The organism is Terriglobales bacterium (assembly GCA_035624455.1).
Taxonomy (GTDB): domain Bacteria; phylum Acidobacteriota; class Terriglobia; order Terriglobales; family Acidobacteriaceae; genus DASPRM01.
On the sequence record DASPRM010000064.1, the window covers coordinates 1 to 16,399 of the forward strand.

General features: G+C 56.9%; 11 protein-coding genes. 4 read left to right on the top strand and 7 right to left on the bottom strand.

Annotated elements, in window-relative coordinates; genetic code table 11:
* Positions 1-867 precede the first annotated feature (867 nt).
* Entirely contained in the window at positions 868-2,325 is a 1,458-nt protein-coding gene (locus VEG30_06895) for a GAF domain-containing protein (GenBank protein ID HXZ79638.1), read from the top strand.
* Between the two features lie 81 nt (positions 2,326-2,406).
* On the opposite strand, the gene VEG30_06900 is transcribed toward VEG30_06895, so the two are convergent.
* The gene (locus VEG30_06900) at positions 2,407-3,672 is read right to left on the bottom strand and encodes a vanadium-dependent haloperoxidase (protein HXZ79639.1); all 1,266 of its coding nucleotides are present in this window, start codon (positions 3,670-3,672) and stop codon (positions 2,407-2,409) included.
* 227 nt (positions 3,673-3,899) lie between these two features.
* Between VEG30_06900 and VEG30_06905 the strand changes: the two genes are divergently transcribed.
* Complete coding sequence (locus tag VEG30_06905) at positions 3,900-5,807, top strand: winged helix-turn-helix domain-containing protein (GenBank protein ID HXZ79640.1); 1,908 nt, start codon at positions 3,900-3,902, stop codon at positions 5,805-5,807.
* 162 nt (positions 5,808-5,969) lie between these two features.
* Here VEG30_06905 and VEG30_06910 read toward each other — a convergent pair whose 3' ends face one another.
* From VEG30_06910 to VEG30_06920, 3 genes are all read right to left on the bottom strand, one after another.
* On the bottom strand, positions 5,970-7,037 hold the full coding sequence (locus tag VEG30_06910) for a M48 family metallopeptidase (GenBank protein HXZ79641.1): 1,068 nt from the start codon (positions 7,035-7,037) through the stop codon (positions 5,970-5,972).
* Between the two features lie 200 nt (positions 7,038-7,237).
* A complete protein-coding gene (locus VEG30_06915; GenBank protein ID HXZ79642.1) occupies positions 7,238-7,789 on the bottom strand; it encodes an ATP-binding protein in 552 nt (183 codons plus the stop codon).
* Positions 7,790-8,695: a GNAT family N-acetyltransferase gene (locus tag VEG30_06920; GenBank protein HXZ79643.1), complete on the bottom strand. Its 906-nt coding sequence runs from the start codon at positions 8,693-8,695 to the stop codon at positions 7,790-7,792.
* 296 nt (positions 8,696-8,991) lie between these two features.
* Between VEG30_06920 and VEG30_06925 the strand changes: the two genes are divergently transcribed.
* Positions 8,992-9,678: a hypothetical protein gene (locus tag VEG30_06925; protein HXZ79644.1), complete on the top strand. Its 687-nt coding sequence runs from the start codon at positions 8,992-8,994 to the stop codon at positions 9,676-9,678.
* 23 nt (positions 9,679-9,701) lie between these two features.
* On the opposite strand, the gene VEG30_06930 is transcribed toward VEG30_06925, so the two are convergent.
* The 3 genes from VEG30_06930 to ileS form a co-directional block, all read right to left on the bottom strand.
* Complete coding sequence (locus VEG30_06930; GenBank protein HXZ79645.1) at positions 9,702-10,838, bottom strand: alpha/beta hydrolase; 1,137 nt, start codon at positions 10,836-10,838, stop codon at positions 9,702-9,704.
* 246 nt (positions 10,839-11,084) lie between these two features.
* Positions 11,085-11,621, bottom strand: a complete 537-nt coding sequence (lspA, locus tag VEG30_06935; GenBank protein ID HXZ79646.1) for a signal peptidase II — start codon at positions 11,619-11,621, stop codon at positions 11,085-11,087.
* Positions 11,622-11,627: 6 nt separating this feature from the next.
* A complete protein-coding gene (ileS, locus tag VEG30_06940; protein ID HXZ79647.1) occupies positions 11,628-14,459 on the bottom strand; it encodes an isoleucine--tRNA ligase in 2,832 nt (943 codons plus the stop codon).
* Between the two features lie 402 nt (positions 14,460-14,861).
* Between ileS and VEG30_06945 the strand changes: the two genes are divergently transcribed.
* Positions 14,862-16,019, top strand: a complete 1,158-nt coding sequence (locus tag VEG30_06945) for an energy transducer TonB (GenBank protein HXZ79648.1) — start codon at positions 14,862-14,864, stop codon at positions 16,017-16,019.
* The last annotated feature ends 380 nt before the right edge of the window (positions 16,020-16,399 follow it).

A 16,399-nucleotide genomic window follows, 5' to 3' on the forward strand; every position in this document is an offset into this window, starting at 1 on the left:
TAGAAGATCACCTGCAGTGGTGCCACAACTGCTATGTCATCTGCAATACCACCAAGAAGACGATCGAAATCTACCGTGATTCCACTCTGTACGAGCTTCCCGACGACCTGAGAACCCGGCTTCGATCGGCGATTGTGACCAAGTGTCACGACAGGAAGAAGGGGCCGCAATAGATCCGCTCCATTCCCTTTTTGGGCAAACGCAAATTACGTAGTCTGCCCGGCTAGTCGCTCTTTTCCCAATTGCGTATCCTGAAGAATCGTAAGGATTTTCTTGGCGAAACCTAAAGCAGCCACTCGGAATCTAAATTTTCGGGTGGAAACACCACGCGAGATGTGGTGTTTATAGGGATAGGAAGGCTGCGACGCCATGTTAGGTAGGTTGTTGGATTCCTTCTTCGGGTGCTGGCACCGCCACTACAGCTTTCCGATATCGGTGAGGGCTGGACAGCGGCGCACGGGAGCGGCCGCTCTGACGGGGACCTACGTGGTATGCCTGGACTGCGGAAGAGAATTTCCTTATGACTGGAGTCAGCTGAAGGTAGTCTCAGCTTCGCGCAAACAAGCTGCGGGAATCGCAGAACCGGTTCAGTCGTACGCTTCGAAGTGAATGGTAAATCTGCAACTTGTTACCGGGTACAGTTCGCATCGGTTAATCTGAAGATCGCAAAACCTTCCCGAAACTGTCGAATCCGCTCTCCTCTTATCAACCTGAAAAATCATTTGAAAGTCAGAGATGAAGAGCAAAAAGGCGCTCATTAGCGGTTCCCGCTGCTGTACTGATAACCCGCTCCCCCCTGTACTATTGCCCGCTGCCTGCTCTGCTTTGACATTCCGTATAATTCTGTTTCCTTGCTGAGGCTCCCCCTTGTCGCATCTTGACCGCTGCATTCGGGAAGTTGCGCTTCTGCATGAATCGAACCGGATCATCCTGTCCACAGGAGATCTGGACACGGTGCTGCATCAGATTCTGCTGATCGTGCGTAACTACTTCTCAGTTTTTAGCTGCGGGATTTTCCTACGCGACGAAGCTGGTCAGGAACTCTATTTGCGGGCCGGGCTCGGCTATGGCCAGACCGGGCTTCGCGTGCGTATTGGTGTGGACGGGGTGGTCGGTCAGGTGGCACAAACTGGGGAGATGATTTATCTAGCCGACGTTACCCGCGAACCCAGATACATTGCCGGTAATCCTCAGGTCAGAAGCGAACTGGCGTTGCCTTTGCTAGTGCGCAATGAAGTCTTCGGGGTTCTAGACATCGAAAGCGAACAGCCTGACAGCTTCTCCGAAGGAGACATTCAACTGCTCAATGCTTTTGCCAGCCAGGCAGCAATCGCCATTGAAAATACCCGACTGTACACCGCCGAGCGTCGACGCATGCATCAAATCGAACTCCTAAACCTGATTGCGCGCTCGGCGACATCCGCGGCAAGTACCCACAGTCTGCTGGCTAGTATCACTGATCTGGTTCACGACAGCTTCGATTCTGCCAATGTCGCTATGCTGCTGGCGGAATCAGATGGCACCCTCAGCCTGAAGACCAAGGCGGGGGCGCGCGAACCCGCCCGCTTGCGCTTTACCAAAGGGCAGCGCCAGGCGTTGTTGGGCTCCAGCGACCTATGGCTGGACACTTCAGCGCAGAAAGAAAAGTGGCCGGGAGTGTTTGGAGAACCGGCGCAGGAGTTGGATATCCCGCTGGTCTGTGTTGGCGAGATACTGGGCCTCCTGGCTATCGCACCGCCCGAGTCCAGGCCATTCACCGCCGATGATCGCTCTATAGCGCAGGCAACCGCCGACGTCAGCGCCACAGCGATTCGCAACATGCGGCTTTCGGAAGAGCTGACGCGCGTTGCTCATACGGACTTTCTCACGGGCGTTTACAATCAGCGCTATTTTCATGTGACGCTCGCCCATGAACTGGCACGCTCGCGGCGTTACAAGAAGAACTGCGGCATCGGCATGCTCGACCTGGAGAGCTTTCGGCTGGTGAATTCGGAGGTCGGCTTCGATCGCGGCGACGAACTTTTGCGTGATCTCGCTCGTGCCTTGCAGAAGCGCACGCGCAGTAACGATGTGGTTTGTCGCTATGCAGGAGACCGCTTCGCCATGATTTTCCCTGAAATCGGCACCCAAGGCGCGTCCACAGTGATGGAAAAAGTGCTCTCGGCGGTGGGGACCACCACTTACGGCCGCGAGAAGAAGCCACTGCAGGCTGCCTGGGGGATGAGTATCTTTCCCACTGACGGCGACAGCGAAGTAGAGCTGGTTCGCAGCGTGCTGGAGCGCGTTCGGGAAGCCAAGCGCTCACGGGTGGCAGCTTCGTCTTGAGCGTGCCTTGGTTCGACTAAATTCCAGGTTAGCGCCGAGACTGTGCGGCGCTAACTGGGACATCCGCGTACCACCTTCTACCTATTGCTGGTTTTCATCAACCTGATGTCCGGCCGGCAAGAAATAGTTTCTTGTAATGTGGCGTGCCACTTTGCGCCCGATGTTGTTTCCATCAAGAACCGAGTGCAAGTAGTGCATGCCACCGAAGATCCGGGCCAGGTCCACTTCCGCAACTACGTCCTGAAAACTGTGGAAGGAATGCGCGTTGTGGGTAACGGCACTATCCACCGAGTACTCGACGCGATCGGTCCCAAAGAAATGGGCCAACACATCCATGGCTGCGGCAGTGTAGCAGCCGTGGGCGGCAGGATATTCTGGATGTCCCGGTGTGGGAGCGAGAGGCTCCCAGTTGGGATCCGCAATGGTGTCCAGATTGCCGTCGGTATCGCCGGCTCGTATGGCTGTGACGGGACGCCAGAACGCAAAGTGATACTTGGCATTGAAGCAAGCAATAAGGGAATCCGCGACAGCCAAGTCCACGATGGCAAAGAGGCGGGCGGTATCGGCGGTTCCGAGATGCTGTTGCGCGGCCAGCTTCCGCCACGAGTTGCTGTATTGCGTGATGGTGTTATCGCTCCAGAACAGCCCAATGTCCGTCTGCCGCGGTGTACGTACGGAGCTGTTCTTGGCGCCGAAAATCTTGGTCAGGTTGTAATTGAAAGCCCACTCCTCGCTGTTTAACGGCGGGGGGCCATCGCTGGGCAGGAATTGCGAGGGACTCGCGAGCGTGAAGGGCACCATCTGTGCCATCCAAGGGGCGACTGGAGGCGGGAAGCTCGGCGGAACAGGCTCCCAAATCCCCGGCCCGTGCCCAGGAACATACACAATCGGTGCCTCAATACCGTCGTTGGCACGGATTGCAATCCATGCCGCGGCTACCGCTTGTCCGACCTGCACACCTTCGTCTTTAGCGGGGCCGTCCGGAATGGCAGCCAGTGATGCGGCAAGTGCCTTGTCCAGATCGCCTTTTTGTGCCTGGAAGTAATGGACTAGCACATCATGCGCCGCTGCTGCCGCGGCAGCATCCTTGGAGGCGTTTGGCGACGCTTTGTAGGGGACAGCAAACGGTGTGTAGCGGCCATCGATAGCATTCACAGCATCGTAGACTGCCAGCGACTCATAGGCGAAATAGACCGTGCCTGTCGGCGGTCCTTTCTTCGCAACGCTGACGATCGTGTTCAAGGCTATGGCATCCCAGTCAGCCACCGCGTTCTGGGCAACGGCTAGGCAGCTGAGCAACAACACGGCAAGCATGGAACTAAGTCCGCATCTCAAGCCGGCTTTCATGGGCATTCTCCTTTCGGTGCAACGCACATTTGCATCAAGGCGGGGGGCAGCACTCGCGAACGAGTGGCGGCATCATGGCGAGCAGTGGGGGGACCGTCCATAGCGGGGCGTGTGTCGCGGTGTTAATTTTTGTGTCGCGCCAAGTTGTTGAAGAAATTTGCAGAAATTTGCAGTTAGATTGGTATCTAGCGGGTGTAGAATCTGCGCACTCCCTTCCCGGTGCACGCATGGCTTCCGAACCAATCAGAGTGCAGGAGCCGGTCAGGTTCGGCGAAGACTTCGAGCTTGATGTTCCCGGTCGCAGACTATGCCGCCGCGGTCATACGGTGAAGATAGAGCGCATCCCGCTGGAAATTCTGGTTCAGCTGGTCGAGCACCGGGGTGAGATCGTCACCCGCGACGAAATCGTCACCAATGTGTGGGGCAAGGGAGTTTTCCTCGATACCGACAACAGCATCCGCGGCGCCATCCGCAAGATTCGACAGGTCCTAAAGGACGATCCCGAAGATCCGCAATTCATACAGACGGTGACAGGACAGGGATACCGCTTTATAGCGCCCGTCGTCAGTCCTGGAGAAGAAAGCCGCATTTCGGGTTCCGACGAGGCAGAGAAGGAGCTAAAGACGCCCCCAGTGGGCGCACCAAAGATTCCCCATCCGCATCGCTGGGGTGTTGTTCTAATTGGACTGCTCATCGTACTGGTGCTCGTGGCAGGGATCTTCTATCGCTGGAAGAAGCACTACCTCCCCGAAGCTAAAATCGAATCCATTGCCGTCTTGCCGCTAGACAATCTTTCCGGCGATCCCTCGCAAGAATATTTCGTCGATGGAATGACCGATGCGCTGATCACGGATCTGGCGAAAGTTGGCTCCTTGCGGGTAATTTCGCGCACTTCGATGATGCAATATAAGGGATTGCGGAAACCACTGCCCCAAATTGCCCGTGAACTCAACGTTGATGCTGTGGTGGAAGGTTCTGTAGTGCGCTCAGGCAACCATGTTCGCATTACAGCTCAATTGATCAATGCTTATTCCGATCAGCACTTGTGGGCCGAGAGTTATGAGCGGGATCTGAGCGATATTCTGAGGCTGCAGAGCGAGATCGCGCAGGCAATTGTTCAACGGGTGCGCGTCCAATTGACTCCCCAACAGCAGATGCGATTGGGCGCGGCTTTAGCGGTGGATCCTGAAGCCTATGAGGCTTATCTCAAGGGTCGTTATTACTGGAACCAACGGACTGCGGACAGCCTGCAGAAGGCATCGGCTTACTTCCAGCAGGCGATAGACAAGGATCCAGCTTATGCCGCGGCCTACTCGGGATTGGCCGACTGCAACAGTGGACTGACGTGGCACGGGTTCAGATCTCCGGACGAGGCGCTTCCGAAGGCTTACGCAGCGGCCCTCAAATCCATTGAAATTGACCCACAGTCTGCAGAAGCTCATGCCTCGCTGGGTCTGGTTCTTCACCACAGGTGGGATTGGCCAAGGGCCGAAGCAGAGTTCAGGCGCGCGATCGACTTGGACCCTCAGTATGCAAATGCTCACCATTGGTACGGAGACTATCTGTCGGTAAGGGGGCGGCACGACGAGGCGCTTTTGGAGGCCAAGGAGGCATTGAGACTTGACCCACTCAATCGCATGATTGGCACTTGGGTAGCGCTTCGATACTATCTCGCCCGCAACTACAATGCCGCAATTGAACAAAGCCGGAATACAGTTGACTTGGATTCAAACTTCGCAGCTGCTCACCTGCTACTCGGTGAGAACTACGTGCAAACAGGGCTCTACAAAGAAGGCCTCGCTGAGCTTGAGAGAGCGGCCAAACTTTCCGGAAACAGCCCGATTTATCTGGCCCAAGTGGCGGTCGCTCACGCCGCGGTAGGGAGGAAGCCCGAGGCTCTTCGGATTGTCGCTCAGCTGCAAAAGATTTCTAGCGAGTGCTACGTATCGCCCTACGGGTTGGCGCAAGTCTACGCTGCCCTGAATGACAAAGAGCAGACATTCAAGTGGCTTCAGGCTGCCCTTGATGATCGCGCCGTGTGGATGTCGTATCTCGCCGTCGATCCCGTGTTCGACAATTTGCGCTCGGATCAGCGCTTCCAGGATTTGTTACGTCAGGTTGGCATGCAGCCGTGAACATGGGGGGATCGATCAGGTGAGTTCAGAACTATCTTCGGTGTAGGTTGAGCGGGTGAGGTCAAAGGTATCAGGGACAAAGTCAGAAGTAGGATGGGGTGATCCGAAGAAGTTCGAGCCCAGCACTTCTCTCTTCACCCGATCTCAGTTCGTGCCTGGACTTTACTCCTGGTCGCGCCGCTTCAGAGTCGGGCGATCGTCGTCGCTGGTGTCGGTCTTATTTGGGGTCTTGTTGTCGCCAGCGTTGGAAGTGCGCCGCAGCGTGGGGGCGGTCGCGTCCTTGTTGTCGATCACCTTGTGACGGTTCTCCAGTTTCGCCAGGCGCCCCTTCACATCGTCGAACTCGGAAGTGCTGACAACGTAGGTATCCCGTCCCGGAAGGATCTTCTTAATCTCCTCCTGGCTCTTCTCGATGCGGTCGGGCGTGGGCGGATGGGTGGAGAACGCTTTCGCCAGGGTTCCTGGCTTCTTCTTTTCCTTGGCCTCGATCTTCTCGAAGAAGGAGATGAACGCCTGCGGATCGTATCCCGTCTTGTACATATATTGCAGTCCGAGATAGTCGGCTTCCGCCTCGAATCCGCGAGAGAAACTCAGGAACGTCAGCGGCATAGCAAATCCGGCGGCGCTGCTGATGGCATATCCCAATCCACCGCCAACGAAGATCAGCGGTATGGTCGCCAGGTTCGCGATCTGCCCGCGAGTCATCTGGCGGGTGGCGTGTCGGGCAGCAACGTGTGCGATTTCATGCGCCATTACTCCGGCCAGTTCGGCTTCGTCATCAGCGGCCAGAATCAATCCGGAATTCACGTAGAAGAATCCACCGGGGAGAGCGAAGGCATTCACTTCGTCGGAATCGATGACTTTAATGGTGAAGGGGACCTTGGCATCGGAGTTGCGGACCAGGTTCTGCCCGATGCGATTCACATACTCATTCACAACGGGGTCTTGCACCATTTTGGCTGAAGCTTCGATCTGCTGGGCGTATTGCTTGCCGAGCTGGATTTCGTGCTCCAGCGAGTACCAGTCACCCATGCTCTTGCCGCCGCCGACTTTGCGGTTCCCGATGGCGTCGACGTCATCTTTGCTGCCGTCGTGCTTGCCCTGAGTCTGGGAACTCTGCGAAGTCGTGTCCTGCGGCGGAGGAGCAGGCGGCGGAGTGTCCTGGGTGAGCGCAAAGGGGGCAAAACAAAACATCAGAACGGCTGCCAAGATATATGCGCGCGACTTCATACGAGGCTCCATGGAATTACTGATTCGCCGTGCATCCGATGAATTCATTATATGCTGGGACCCGGCCGGCGATTCCGACGCGACGGTACACTACCCTGACTCATTAGACGCCCGGAACCACCATTGGGTTACCCGGGAACCGATACTTTACACGGTAGTTACAATTGCCGGGAGTGATCAAGCGTGAGCAATAGGTTGGTTCACCCATGTACTTTCGGCAAGCTCCGCAGGAGCGCCGTTAAGCCTTCTTTTACGCACGTCTCCAGGTCGTGATCCGTGTCGATGACGGTTTTTTCCCGCTCGATAGGCTCGAAGCGCGCTTTTACGGTCAGATAGAGTTCAAAATCACGGTTTGCCGCCGGGTGCTCGTCCTCGTCAAGCCGCTTTTTGGCCGTGGTTTCCGAGCAGATGCACTCCAGAATGCGCCAGGGAGTGTGCAGGCGGTTGGCGAAGCGAATCACATCGTCAGTCTGGTAGCGTCGCGAGAATGGGCGGCCATCCAGGAAAATCACGCGGTCGGGATTAAGGCGGAGCAGGTAATCTGCGGTAAGCAGCATGATGTGCTGGCAGAAATCGTCCTGCTCGGTGGAGAACTCGATGTCGGCGGCAGGGAAGAGGGCGGCCCGGACCTGGTCCTTATCCAACACAACGCCGTTTGTCCGCCTGGCGAGCTCGCGTGCCAGCGTGCTCTTGCCCGTCCCCGGTAGCCCAGCCAACAGAACGATCATGGGATGAAAGTTGGGTGAGTGCACTCAGTACAGCACTGAGGGAAGCCATGCTCCCGCCGGCTCGTTGTACAGCCCAAGGCTCATGAGGGTCATAGGTTGAACCACGCGCAGGCCTTGATTGAGGCACCAGCGAAACAGCTCCGCATTGCGCGTCGGCACCAGAATGCCCGGGCCGACGAACTGTGGCGCATCGGCAATCAGCGCCTGGATTTCGCGATTGCTTTCGCCCACGGCGTGGTCAAAAAATCCCAGCCCGTTAGCGTAGCCGGAAATTCTGCCGCTATATTCCACGATTTTTGCGGTTCCGCGTTTGATGGCGGCCACTAATTCTCCGCCGCGATGGTGCCCGTGCACGCGATAGCACAGGTGATTGCATTCCTCGACATCGGCGTCCTCGGCGTGGCGTACCCGATAGCCATCGAATCGCGTGTTGAGCGCGGCTCCCTGCATCACCGAAAGCGGCTCGCGCGCATCGAACCCCAGCTTGGCATATAGCGATAGAGAGCGGTTATGGAAGGCGGTCTGAACCAAGCGCACTCCGGGGGCTTGTTTTTCTGTGGCACGCTCGAGAACGGCAATCATAAGACGCCGGCCGATACTTCGATCCTGGACCTTAGGATCGACGGTGATCGGCCCCACCCCGGCGATCACGCCGCGTTCGTCCAGGCAATTGCTGCCCACGATGCGCCCGTCCACTTCCGCAACCACGGCGTAAAAGGTAGGGGTCGAAAACATCATCGACAAGACCGCCACGGGAATATCCGGGGAAGGGAAGTCGGGCGGGAAGCCGTGCTTTTCAGAAATTGTCTTGAAGGCCTCATAGCAGATACGGCCGCAGATTTCTGCATCCTCCGGCTTCGCGCGGCGCACAGTTACGTTTCGATGGATTTCAAGACTGGGACTTGCGACCGCCTGGCGGTGAGCTGCCATGAGTGTTCTCCTTTAGAGCTCCAATCAGGTTAAATCAAGAACGCAATGCTGTCTGGGATCAGGTTCCCTCTGTCGAAGGGGTTCTTCCATCCGGCCGGCAGGAAGCTAAGACCAAGAGATTGTGATCCACGACACCGCACAGGCGGACTATTGCAGGCAGACTGCTGGGAGCTTGTAGGAAAAGTAGAAGCGCGCCCAAACAGAGCTGCACTAAGCCCGAAGGTACGAGCACAGCACGCAGGCTGGCAGCGTTGTATGCGATGTTGACGGATGTGCGCTGACACTCGCGCACCTCAATGGATGTTATTCAGATGTTAAGGTACTCCAGGGCTGCGGGAGGAGCATTCCTCGATGTTCTTACTCGCCATAGCGAGTGGTGGAGGCACCTAGAAACTCACGTCGACCGTGAGCTCTACCCTCGCTGGTGGGAAACGCTGTCGCCTCGCAATCGCGCGCGTTGGCTGCTTGGGCAATTGTGGAACTCCGACGACGCTCTCCCGAGCGATGTACAAGCTGATTTCCAGAACAAGACTCTCACCTACGGCCAGTTGGCTCGCCAGCTCGCCAAGGATCTATGGCCACGATTCTTGACAATGGTCAGCCTGGAACTGAAAGAAGTTCAGGAACAATTGGTCCGGGGTAGGCAGAGAGCCATTGAAGCTCGTCGGTGTTTCCGCGACAGTGGAACGCTGCCGATGTTAATCGGAGGGTTCCACACAACCACGTTGTCAAGCCAGATTGCTCAGCTGCGTAACTTTACCGATCCCATCGTGCTTAGAGTTCATGGCTTCTACTCGGCACTGCTTGCGTTGGAGGAGATACAAAACCGTCTGAATGAACAGGCACAGGAACACCAAAGGTTATCCACCGCAGTGGATCGGGAATATGCAGCTGTTCGGGTCGAGGCGATTCTGGACAATCTAATTCAGCAGATTGACAATTGCCAAGTGAGGCTAGACGAGTTGCGGGCTTGCTTAGAATAGGGCCGTGGTTTTGTTTTTAATCCTTATCCGCCGGATGTTTCTTCCCGCTGGTTAGATCGGGTGAAGTGAGGAGTATGAAGCGGCTCGAGCGAACGCAGACGGCGCGACTCCTTCTTACTTCCTCGGATATCACTTCGAACTTGTGAAGGGAGTGGATTGCTGCTGATCGTCCGCTTGGGGATAGTCCCGAGGAAGGCGAGCGTGCGGTTGAGCGCTTCCTGTCCCGCCGCGTCGTCCAGGTTGAACTGGTACTCATGTGGGAGGCGAGGAACACGGTCCGTGGGGAAGAAGAGAGTCTCAATATGCACACCCAGACCAGCGAGTTTCTGCGCCAGTGCAACCGCCTGCGGCGCCAGCGGGTCGCCATTACCGCTGGAGATGAAGCTCGGCGGGAAAGCTACGGTGACTTGGCTAGTTACCGACATCAATCGGAAGCCAGCCTGTTCGCGGAAATTCTTTCTTCCCAAATAGGCCCATAGCACCGTCTCGAGGAACCATCCGAAGTTTCCTTCCAAATTCACCGCGGAGGGATCAAACGCTCCGGACAGCAGAAGCACGGCCAGCAACTGATTGGGTTGCAGTTGCGGGGAGATGCGGATGGCATGCGCGAAATGGGGATCGGTAGTAAGCAGAGCCACCTGGCTGGCGTGGTGTGCTCCAGCGGAATCGCCGGCGAGAATTATCATCGCAGGGTCGATCTTGAAATCGCCCGCGTGGCGAACGAGAAACCCGAGTGCTGTATTCACCTGCTCCACAGGCTTGGGATACGTAGCGCCCGGCGCTTTCGAGTACTCTACCGCCACCATCGTGTAGCCACGCCCGGCGAGAATCTTCATGTAATTGGCGATTCCATTCTTGTTGCCAGCAACGAACCCTCCACCATGCACCCACACGATAGTTGGCCGAGGCGCGTTCGTGCCTTCCGGATAATAGAGATCAAAGACTTCATCCTTCCCATCTCCGTAGGCGAGATCGCGCCGCGTCACAATGCCAGCGGGGACATGTTTTTCCAAGGCGGCCTCAGAAGCCCGGTCGCCGTTGGAAAACACGTGACGAATGAGGACGACGGACGGCCAGGGGCTAAGCCTGAAGGCCAATATGGCAATGACTATGAGGACGATGAGAATGCCCGCTGACCAGAGAAGAAAGCGCTTGATCACGACTCACTCCCGGGATGTGTCCAAATCATGAGCCAGGACTAGCGGGTAAGCGCCGCGGTCTCAAAAGCTGCGCGACGCAGCCTACATCCAACGCCGGGCACAATCAATATGGAATCAGGCTGGAAATGTGATCAAGTGCGAAGTAGAAGCACGGCTGACGTTTGCGAAAAAGTCAGGAGTGCCACAGTCGAGCTGTTGTTTTGGCTCGGGTAGGAGTCAGCTCAGTCTGACCGCCGAGTGCCGGTTCTAACTTCCGACTTGCGATTTCTGACTTGCTATGACTTTTTCTTCCCGCTGGGCTGATTTGGCGAAGAGGATCTCCGACATCAACAGGAGAGCTCCGATCACTATGGCGCTATCGGCCACATTGAAAGCCGGCCAGTGGTAAGGGCCGATGTAGAACTCCAGGAAATCTACTACGTGGCCGTCGAATATGCGGTCCCAGAGATTGCCGAGCGCGCCACCCAGGATCAGCGACAGACCCACGCCCGTGCTGGTAAGGGCATAGCTGTTCCGCCAGAGCAAAATCATCACCACGGCCAGCGCGACCACCGAAAACAAAATCAGCGCGGCCAGCTTCCACTGCGATGCCGACTCGGCAAACAGACCGAATGCGGCGCCGCTGTTTTCAACATGTGTGAAACGGAAAAAGCCGGGGATGATCTGAATCGTCTCGTGCAGCGCGATACCTTTGGCGACCAGCCACTTCGACAGCCGGTCCAGCAGTACCACCAAAACCGCAATCGCCAGGTGCCATTTCCGCATAACGTGGTTCTGACTCATGATCCTTTAGCTTTCGTTGCCCCCGCTCTCGATTTCCTTCAGAACCGCGCTGCAGCGCTCGCAAACCGTGGGATAAGTGGGATCCTGCCCCACTAGGGTAGAGTAATTCCAGCAGCGCTCACATTTCTGGCCGGGCGCTCGGGTGACTTCGATCTTTAGCCCCTGAGCACCATTCCCCGAAATGCCCTTCTTCAAATCTACCGCGGACACGATATACACATACCGCAGCGTGTCACGATATTTGTCCAATACTGAATAGATGCTCTCGGGCGCATCCAGAACTACTTTTGCTTCCAACCCGGAGCCGATCAGCTTTGCCTGCCGCGCGGATTCCAGAGCGTTGTTCACCTCATCGCGGGTCTTGAGCAGCAGTTGCCAATCGCTGCGCAATTGCTTGAGCGTATTATCGGCGGTTGCAGAAGCGATCTCCGCTTCATCCCAAAAATTGCTCAGATGGACACTCTCGGTCCGTCCTTCCATCGCCGGGAGGAACTGCCATACCTCATCCGCAGTGAAGCTCAGCACCGGGGCCAACAACCGCGCCAGTGCTTCACCGATGCGCCAGATTGCTGTCTGCGCCGATCTTCGTGCCTGGGACTTAGGCGCCGAGATGTAGAGCCGATCTTTAAGAATGTCGAAGTAAACCTGGCTGAGGTCAACCGTACAGAAGTTCAGCAACTGCTGGTAAACCTTGTGAAATTGGAAATCCTCATACGCCTTGCGCACATCGCGCGATGCTTCCGCGGTACGCAGCAACATATATTGATCGAGCGCCTGCATTTGGTCGAAGCCGAGCGCATCATTCCCAGGAACAAACCCGGCCAGATTCCCCAGAATGAAACGAAACGTATTGCGGATCTTGCGGTAGTTTTCGGCGATACGCTGCATCAGGCGCTCGGAGCCGACGACGTCCTCGCGGAAATCCACTGATGCCACCCACAAACGCACAATCTCGCCGCCCAGGCGTTCGACGATGTCGATGGGATCCACGCCGATGCCCTTCGATTTCGACATGGCGCGACCGCTTTCATCCAGGGTCCATCCCACGGTGCTCACGCGTCGGTAGGGCGCCTGGTTGCGCACACCGATAGCGCATAGCAGAGAAGAGTGGAACCAACCACGGTACTGATCTCCACCCTCTACATAAAAATCGGACGGCCAGGGAAGATCGGGTTCGTGCTGCTGCACGGCCAGGTAGCTGGAGCCGGACTCGAACCACACGTCGATGATGTCCATTTCCTTGCGGAACTTGCTTTGGCCGCACTGGCATTTTGTATCCGGGGGCAGGATGGCCGCCGCGTCCTTTAAATACCAGGAGTCGGCTCCTTCGCGAGCGAAAAGCTCTACGACGGCACGGTGCACCTCCGGCCGATTCAGGATTTCGTTGCATCCCTCGCAGAAGAAAACCGCAATCGGCACCCCCCACACTCGTTGGCGGGAAATGCACCAGTCGGGACGTGTGGCGATCATGTTGGATATGCGTTCCTCGCCCCAGGAAGGGTCCCAATAGACTTTCTTAATTTCTTCGAGCGCCCGCTGTCGAAACGTGCCCCCGCCCATGCCGGATTCCATGGAAATGAACCACTGCTCAGTAGCGCGAAAGATTACGGGGTTATGGCAGCGCCAGCAGTGCGGATAAGAGTGCTCCAGCTTTTCCACGTGCAGCAGCGCGCCGCGATTTTTCAGGAGGTCGATGATCAGCGGGTTCGCTTCAAACACCTGCTTGCCGTCATACTCAGGCAGGCCCTTGCGCAAATGCCCGGACTCGTCAACATTGCAGGTCTGGTCCAACTTGTATTTCACGCCGGTATAGAAGTCGTCAGCACCGTGAGAGGGAGCGGTATGGACGGCACCGGTGCCCTGATCCATGGTGACGTAGTCGGCCAGCACGCCAAGGATCTGCCGGTCGAGAAATGGATGGGCAAAGGTGGAATATTCCAGCTTGCGGCCAGGGACCTTTGCCAGGATCCGGGTCTCGCCGAGCCCGCAGCTCTTTGCGGTTAACTCGGCAAGCTTCTCCGCGACGATGTAGGTCTCGCCGTCGGCGGTTCCGATGGCCACATATTCTTCATCGGGATGGAACGCGACGGCCATGGAAGCAGGCAGCGTCCACGGCGTGGTGGTCCAGATAATGGTAGAGACTTTCTTGCCGGCGAGTGCAGGATCGATGTTTCGCGGATCACTCGTCAGGCGATACCGGACCCAGATGCTGGGGCTGAGGTGGTTTTCGTACTCGACTTCGGCTTCCGCGAGTGCAGTTTCGTCGTGAATGCACCAGTACACCGGCCGGAGCCCCTTGTAGACCGCCCCCTTCTCGAAAAACTTGAATAGCGTTTCCACCACGACCGACTCATATTCCGGGGTCATCGTGGAGTAGGGGCGATCCCAGCGGCCAAAGACACCGAGGCGCTTGAATTGGTCGCGCTGCAGGTCGCGGAAGGTGGCCGCATAGTCACGACAGGCCTGGCGGACCTCCATGGGATTCATCTTCAACTTCTTACCGCCCAAAGCCTCATCGACCTTGATTTCGATGGGAAGTCCGTGGCAATCCCACCCGGGGATATAGGGGGCATCGAATCCCGCCATGGTCTTGGATTTAACGACAAAATCCTTGAGGCACTTGTTAAGTGCATGGCCGAGGTGGATTGGCCCATTCACATACGGGGGTCCGTCGTGCAGGACGTATTGTCTCGACCCCTGCCGTGCCTGGCGGATCTTGTCGTAGATCCGCAATTCCTCCCAGCGGGCCAGCATCCGCGGCTCATTTTGCGGAAGATTGGCCTTCATGGAGAAGGCGGTCTTAGGGAGATTTATGGTTGCCTTTAGCTCGAGCGGCACTACTTCAGGTTCTCCTTCAATGTGCCCGGGTATCGGGTGAAGTGTGATCGGGTGAAGTCAGAAGTACCTCGGCATCGAAACCACTTCGGTCGTTACCTCGATCTGACGTCGAAATCTAAGGTACTTCAGTCATTATAAGTTACGAGGGGGAATTCCCCCGAGGGCGAAGCCCCTTGGTCACTCGCAGCGCGCGTGCAGCTGTTCAACAATGGGACTAGTTAACAAGAAAGTTGGTCCGCTAACCCGGAGAGCGCATCTTAAGGTTGTGTCACGGGTATATATCTGGTTGAATGGTTAGATTGGGGTTTACAAGCTCTTTATACCGGGCAACCAGCAACGCTATCAAAATCATCTGCTAGTGAAGCTTCGGGAGGGGAAACCAGCGGGACTGGGCTAAGGGATATGCCGACGGATCTTCAAGCATCTCCGATCACAGGCGAGCAGCCGGCCAGCACGTCAGCTTCGCCCGAGCTGAACTTTCTTTTGCCCGAGGGGCAAATTGACCAGCCTTTTTGGCGTTCGCTGCGGGCTCAGGTTCGTGAGCTCCTGCATCCGACGAAAACAGCGCCGCTCACGCTCACCTCCAAGCCCGTGCGCGTGCGTTTGATAGGCGACGATGTAAGCGCCCCGCTTTGGATATCGCTGCCGCGCCAGATCAAAGATCGGTTGTTCCCGGAAAAGACAGCGCCACTGGAGCTAACTTCCAGGCCGGTCCGCGTGAAGCCCATCTGGGAAGAGGATCAATATAAGAATAAGAGCGCGATGATTTCCGCGATCGCGCATTGCGCGTTTATCGGCGGAATCATTCTGGTTTCGGTTCTGGGAGCCAGGGTCGTAAAGAAAGTGCAACAGCAACAGTCGGTCACGCTGATAGCTCCAGATTTGAGCGGCATCATGCCGGTCGTTCCCGATGGTGGCGGCAAGAAACTGCAGGGCGGCGGCGGTGGTGGAGATCGCGACAAGATTCAGGCTCCCAAGGGGAAGCTACCCAAATTCTCCATGGAGCAAATCACCCCTCCGGCAGTGGTGATCCGCAATGACCATCCGAAGCTAGCTGTGGAGCCTACGGTGGTGATGCCACCCAATGTGAAGCTTCCAGTACAGAACAATATGCCGAGCCTTGGCGATCCGATCGCGGGTATTCCTAACGGTCCGCCTTCGAATGGCACCGGCTCGGGCGGTGGAATCGGATCGGGAAGCGGTGGCGGCGTCGGCTCGGGTGAAGGTGGCGGCGTCGGCCCGGGCAAGGGCGGCGGATTCGGCGGAGGTGTCTTCCAAGTTGGGAAGTTCGGCGTGTCCGCACCCCGGGCGATCTACACCCCTGATCCCGAGTACTCGGAAGAGGCCCGCAAGGCGAAGTACCAGGGCACAGTGGTTTTGTGGCTGATCGTGGATCCCAGTGGTCGGCCGCGCGATATCAGAGTATCTCGCAGCCTGGGCCTCGGCCTGGATCAAAAGGCAGTGGAGGCGGTACGGCAGTGGAAGTTTGAGCCAGCCAAGAAAGACGGCCAGCCAGTCGCAGTTCAGATCAACGTTGAAGTTAACTTCCGGCTGTATTGAGACGAGGTTTGGTTTGGATGTGAAGCCCGGCCGAGTGCCGGGCTTTTTGTTTGGCTGGAGCGTGAGTGAAGGGGCGTTGGGTCGCGCCGAAAGCTCCTTCTCATATTGTCATCACCGGGAGGTGGGCCACCTCCAAGGGAAACCTACAAGCAGCGAGAAAACACCGGGTCCTTCAACTCGGACGGGGATCGGTTTACCCCGTCCTCGTTCAGGATGACATTTCTGGGAAGTGCAGGGTTCATACGGGTGAGTATCCTCGACTCCGTCACCCATATTCCTTCACCCGCGCTCCCACTTCGTCCAAGTGCCGCAGCAGATCCAGAGGGTCCTCATATACACGGTAGGCGCCGGCGCGGTCCAGTTCGTCTTCGCCGTAGCCT

Bases quoted from the DNA above. Each gene is read 5' to 3' on its own strand.
- VEG30_06910 (HXZ79641.1), bottom strand. From the start codon at position 7,037: ATGAAGTCGCGCGCATATATCTTGGCAGCCGTTCTGATGTTTTGTTTT.
- VEG30_06945 (HXZ79648.1), top strand. From the start codon at position 14,862: ATGCCGACGGATCTTCAAGCATCTCCGATCACAGGCGAGCAGCCGGCC.
- lspA (HXZ79646.1), bottom strand. From the start codon at position 11,621: ATGAGTCAGAACCACGTTATGCGGAAATGGCACCTGGCGATTGCGGTT.
- VEG30_06925 (HXZ79644.1), top strand. From the start codon at position 8,992: ATGGATGTTATTCAGATGTTAAGGTACTCCAGGGCTGCGGGAGGAGCA.
- VEG30_06920 (HXZ79643.1), bottom strand. From the start codon at position 8,695: ATGGCAGCTCACCGCCAGGCGGTCGCAAGTCCCAGTCTTGAAATCCAT.
- VEG30_06900 (HXZ79639.1), bottom strand. From the start codon at position 3,672: ATGAAAGCCGGCTTGAGATGCGGACTTAGTTCCATGCTTGCCGTGTTG.
- VEG30_06905 (HXZ79640.1), top strand. From the start codon at position 3,900: ATGGCTTCCGAACCAATCAGAGTGCAGGAGCCGGTCAGGTTCGGCGAA.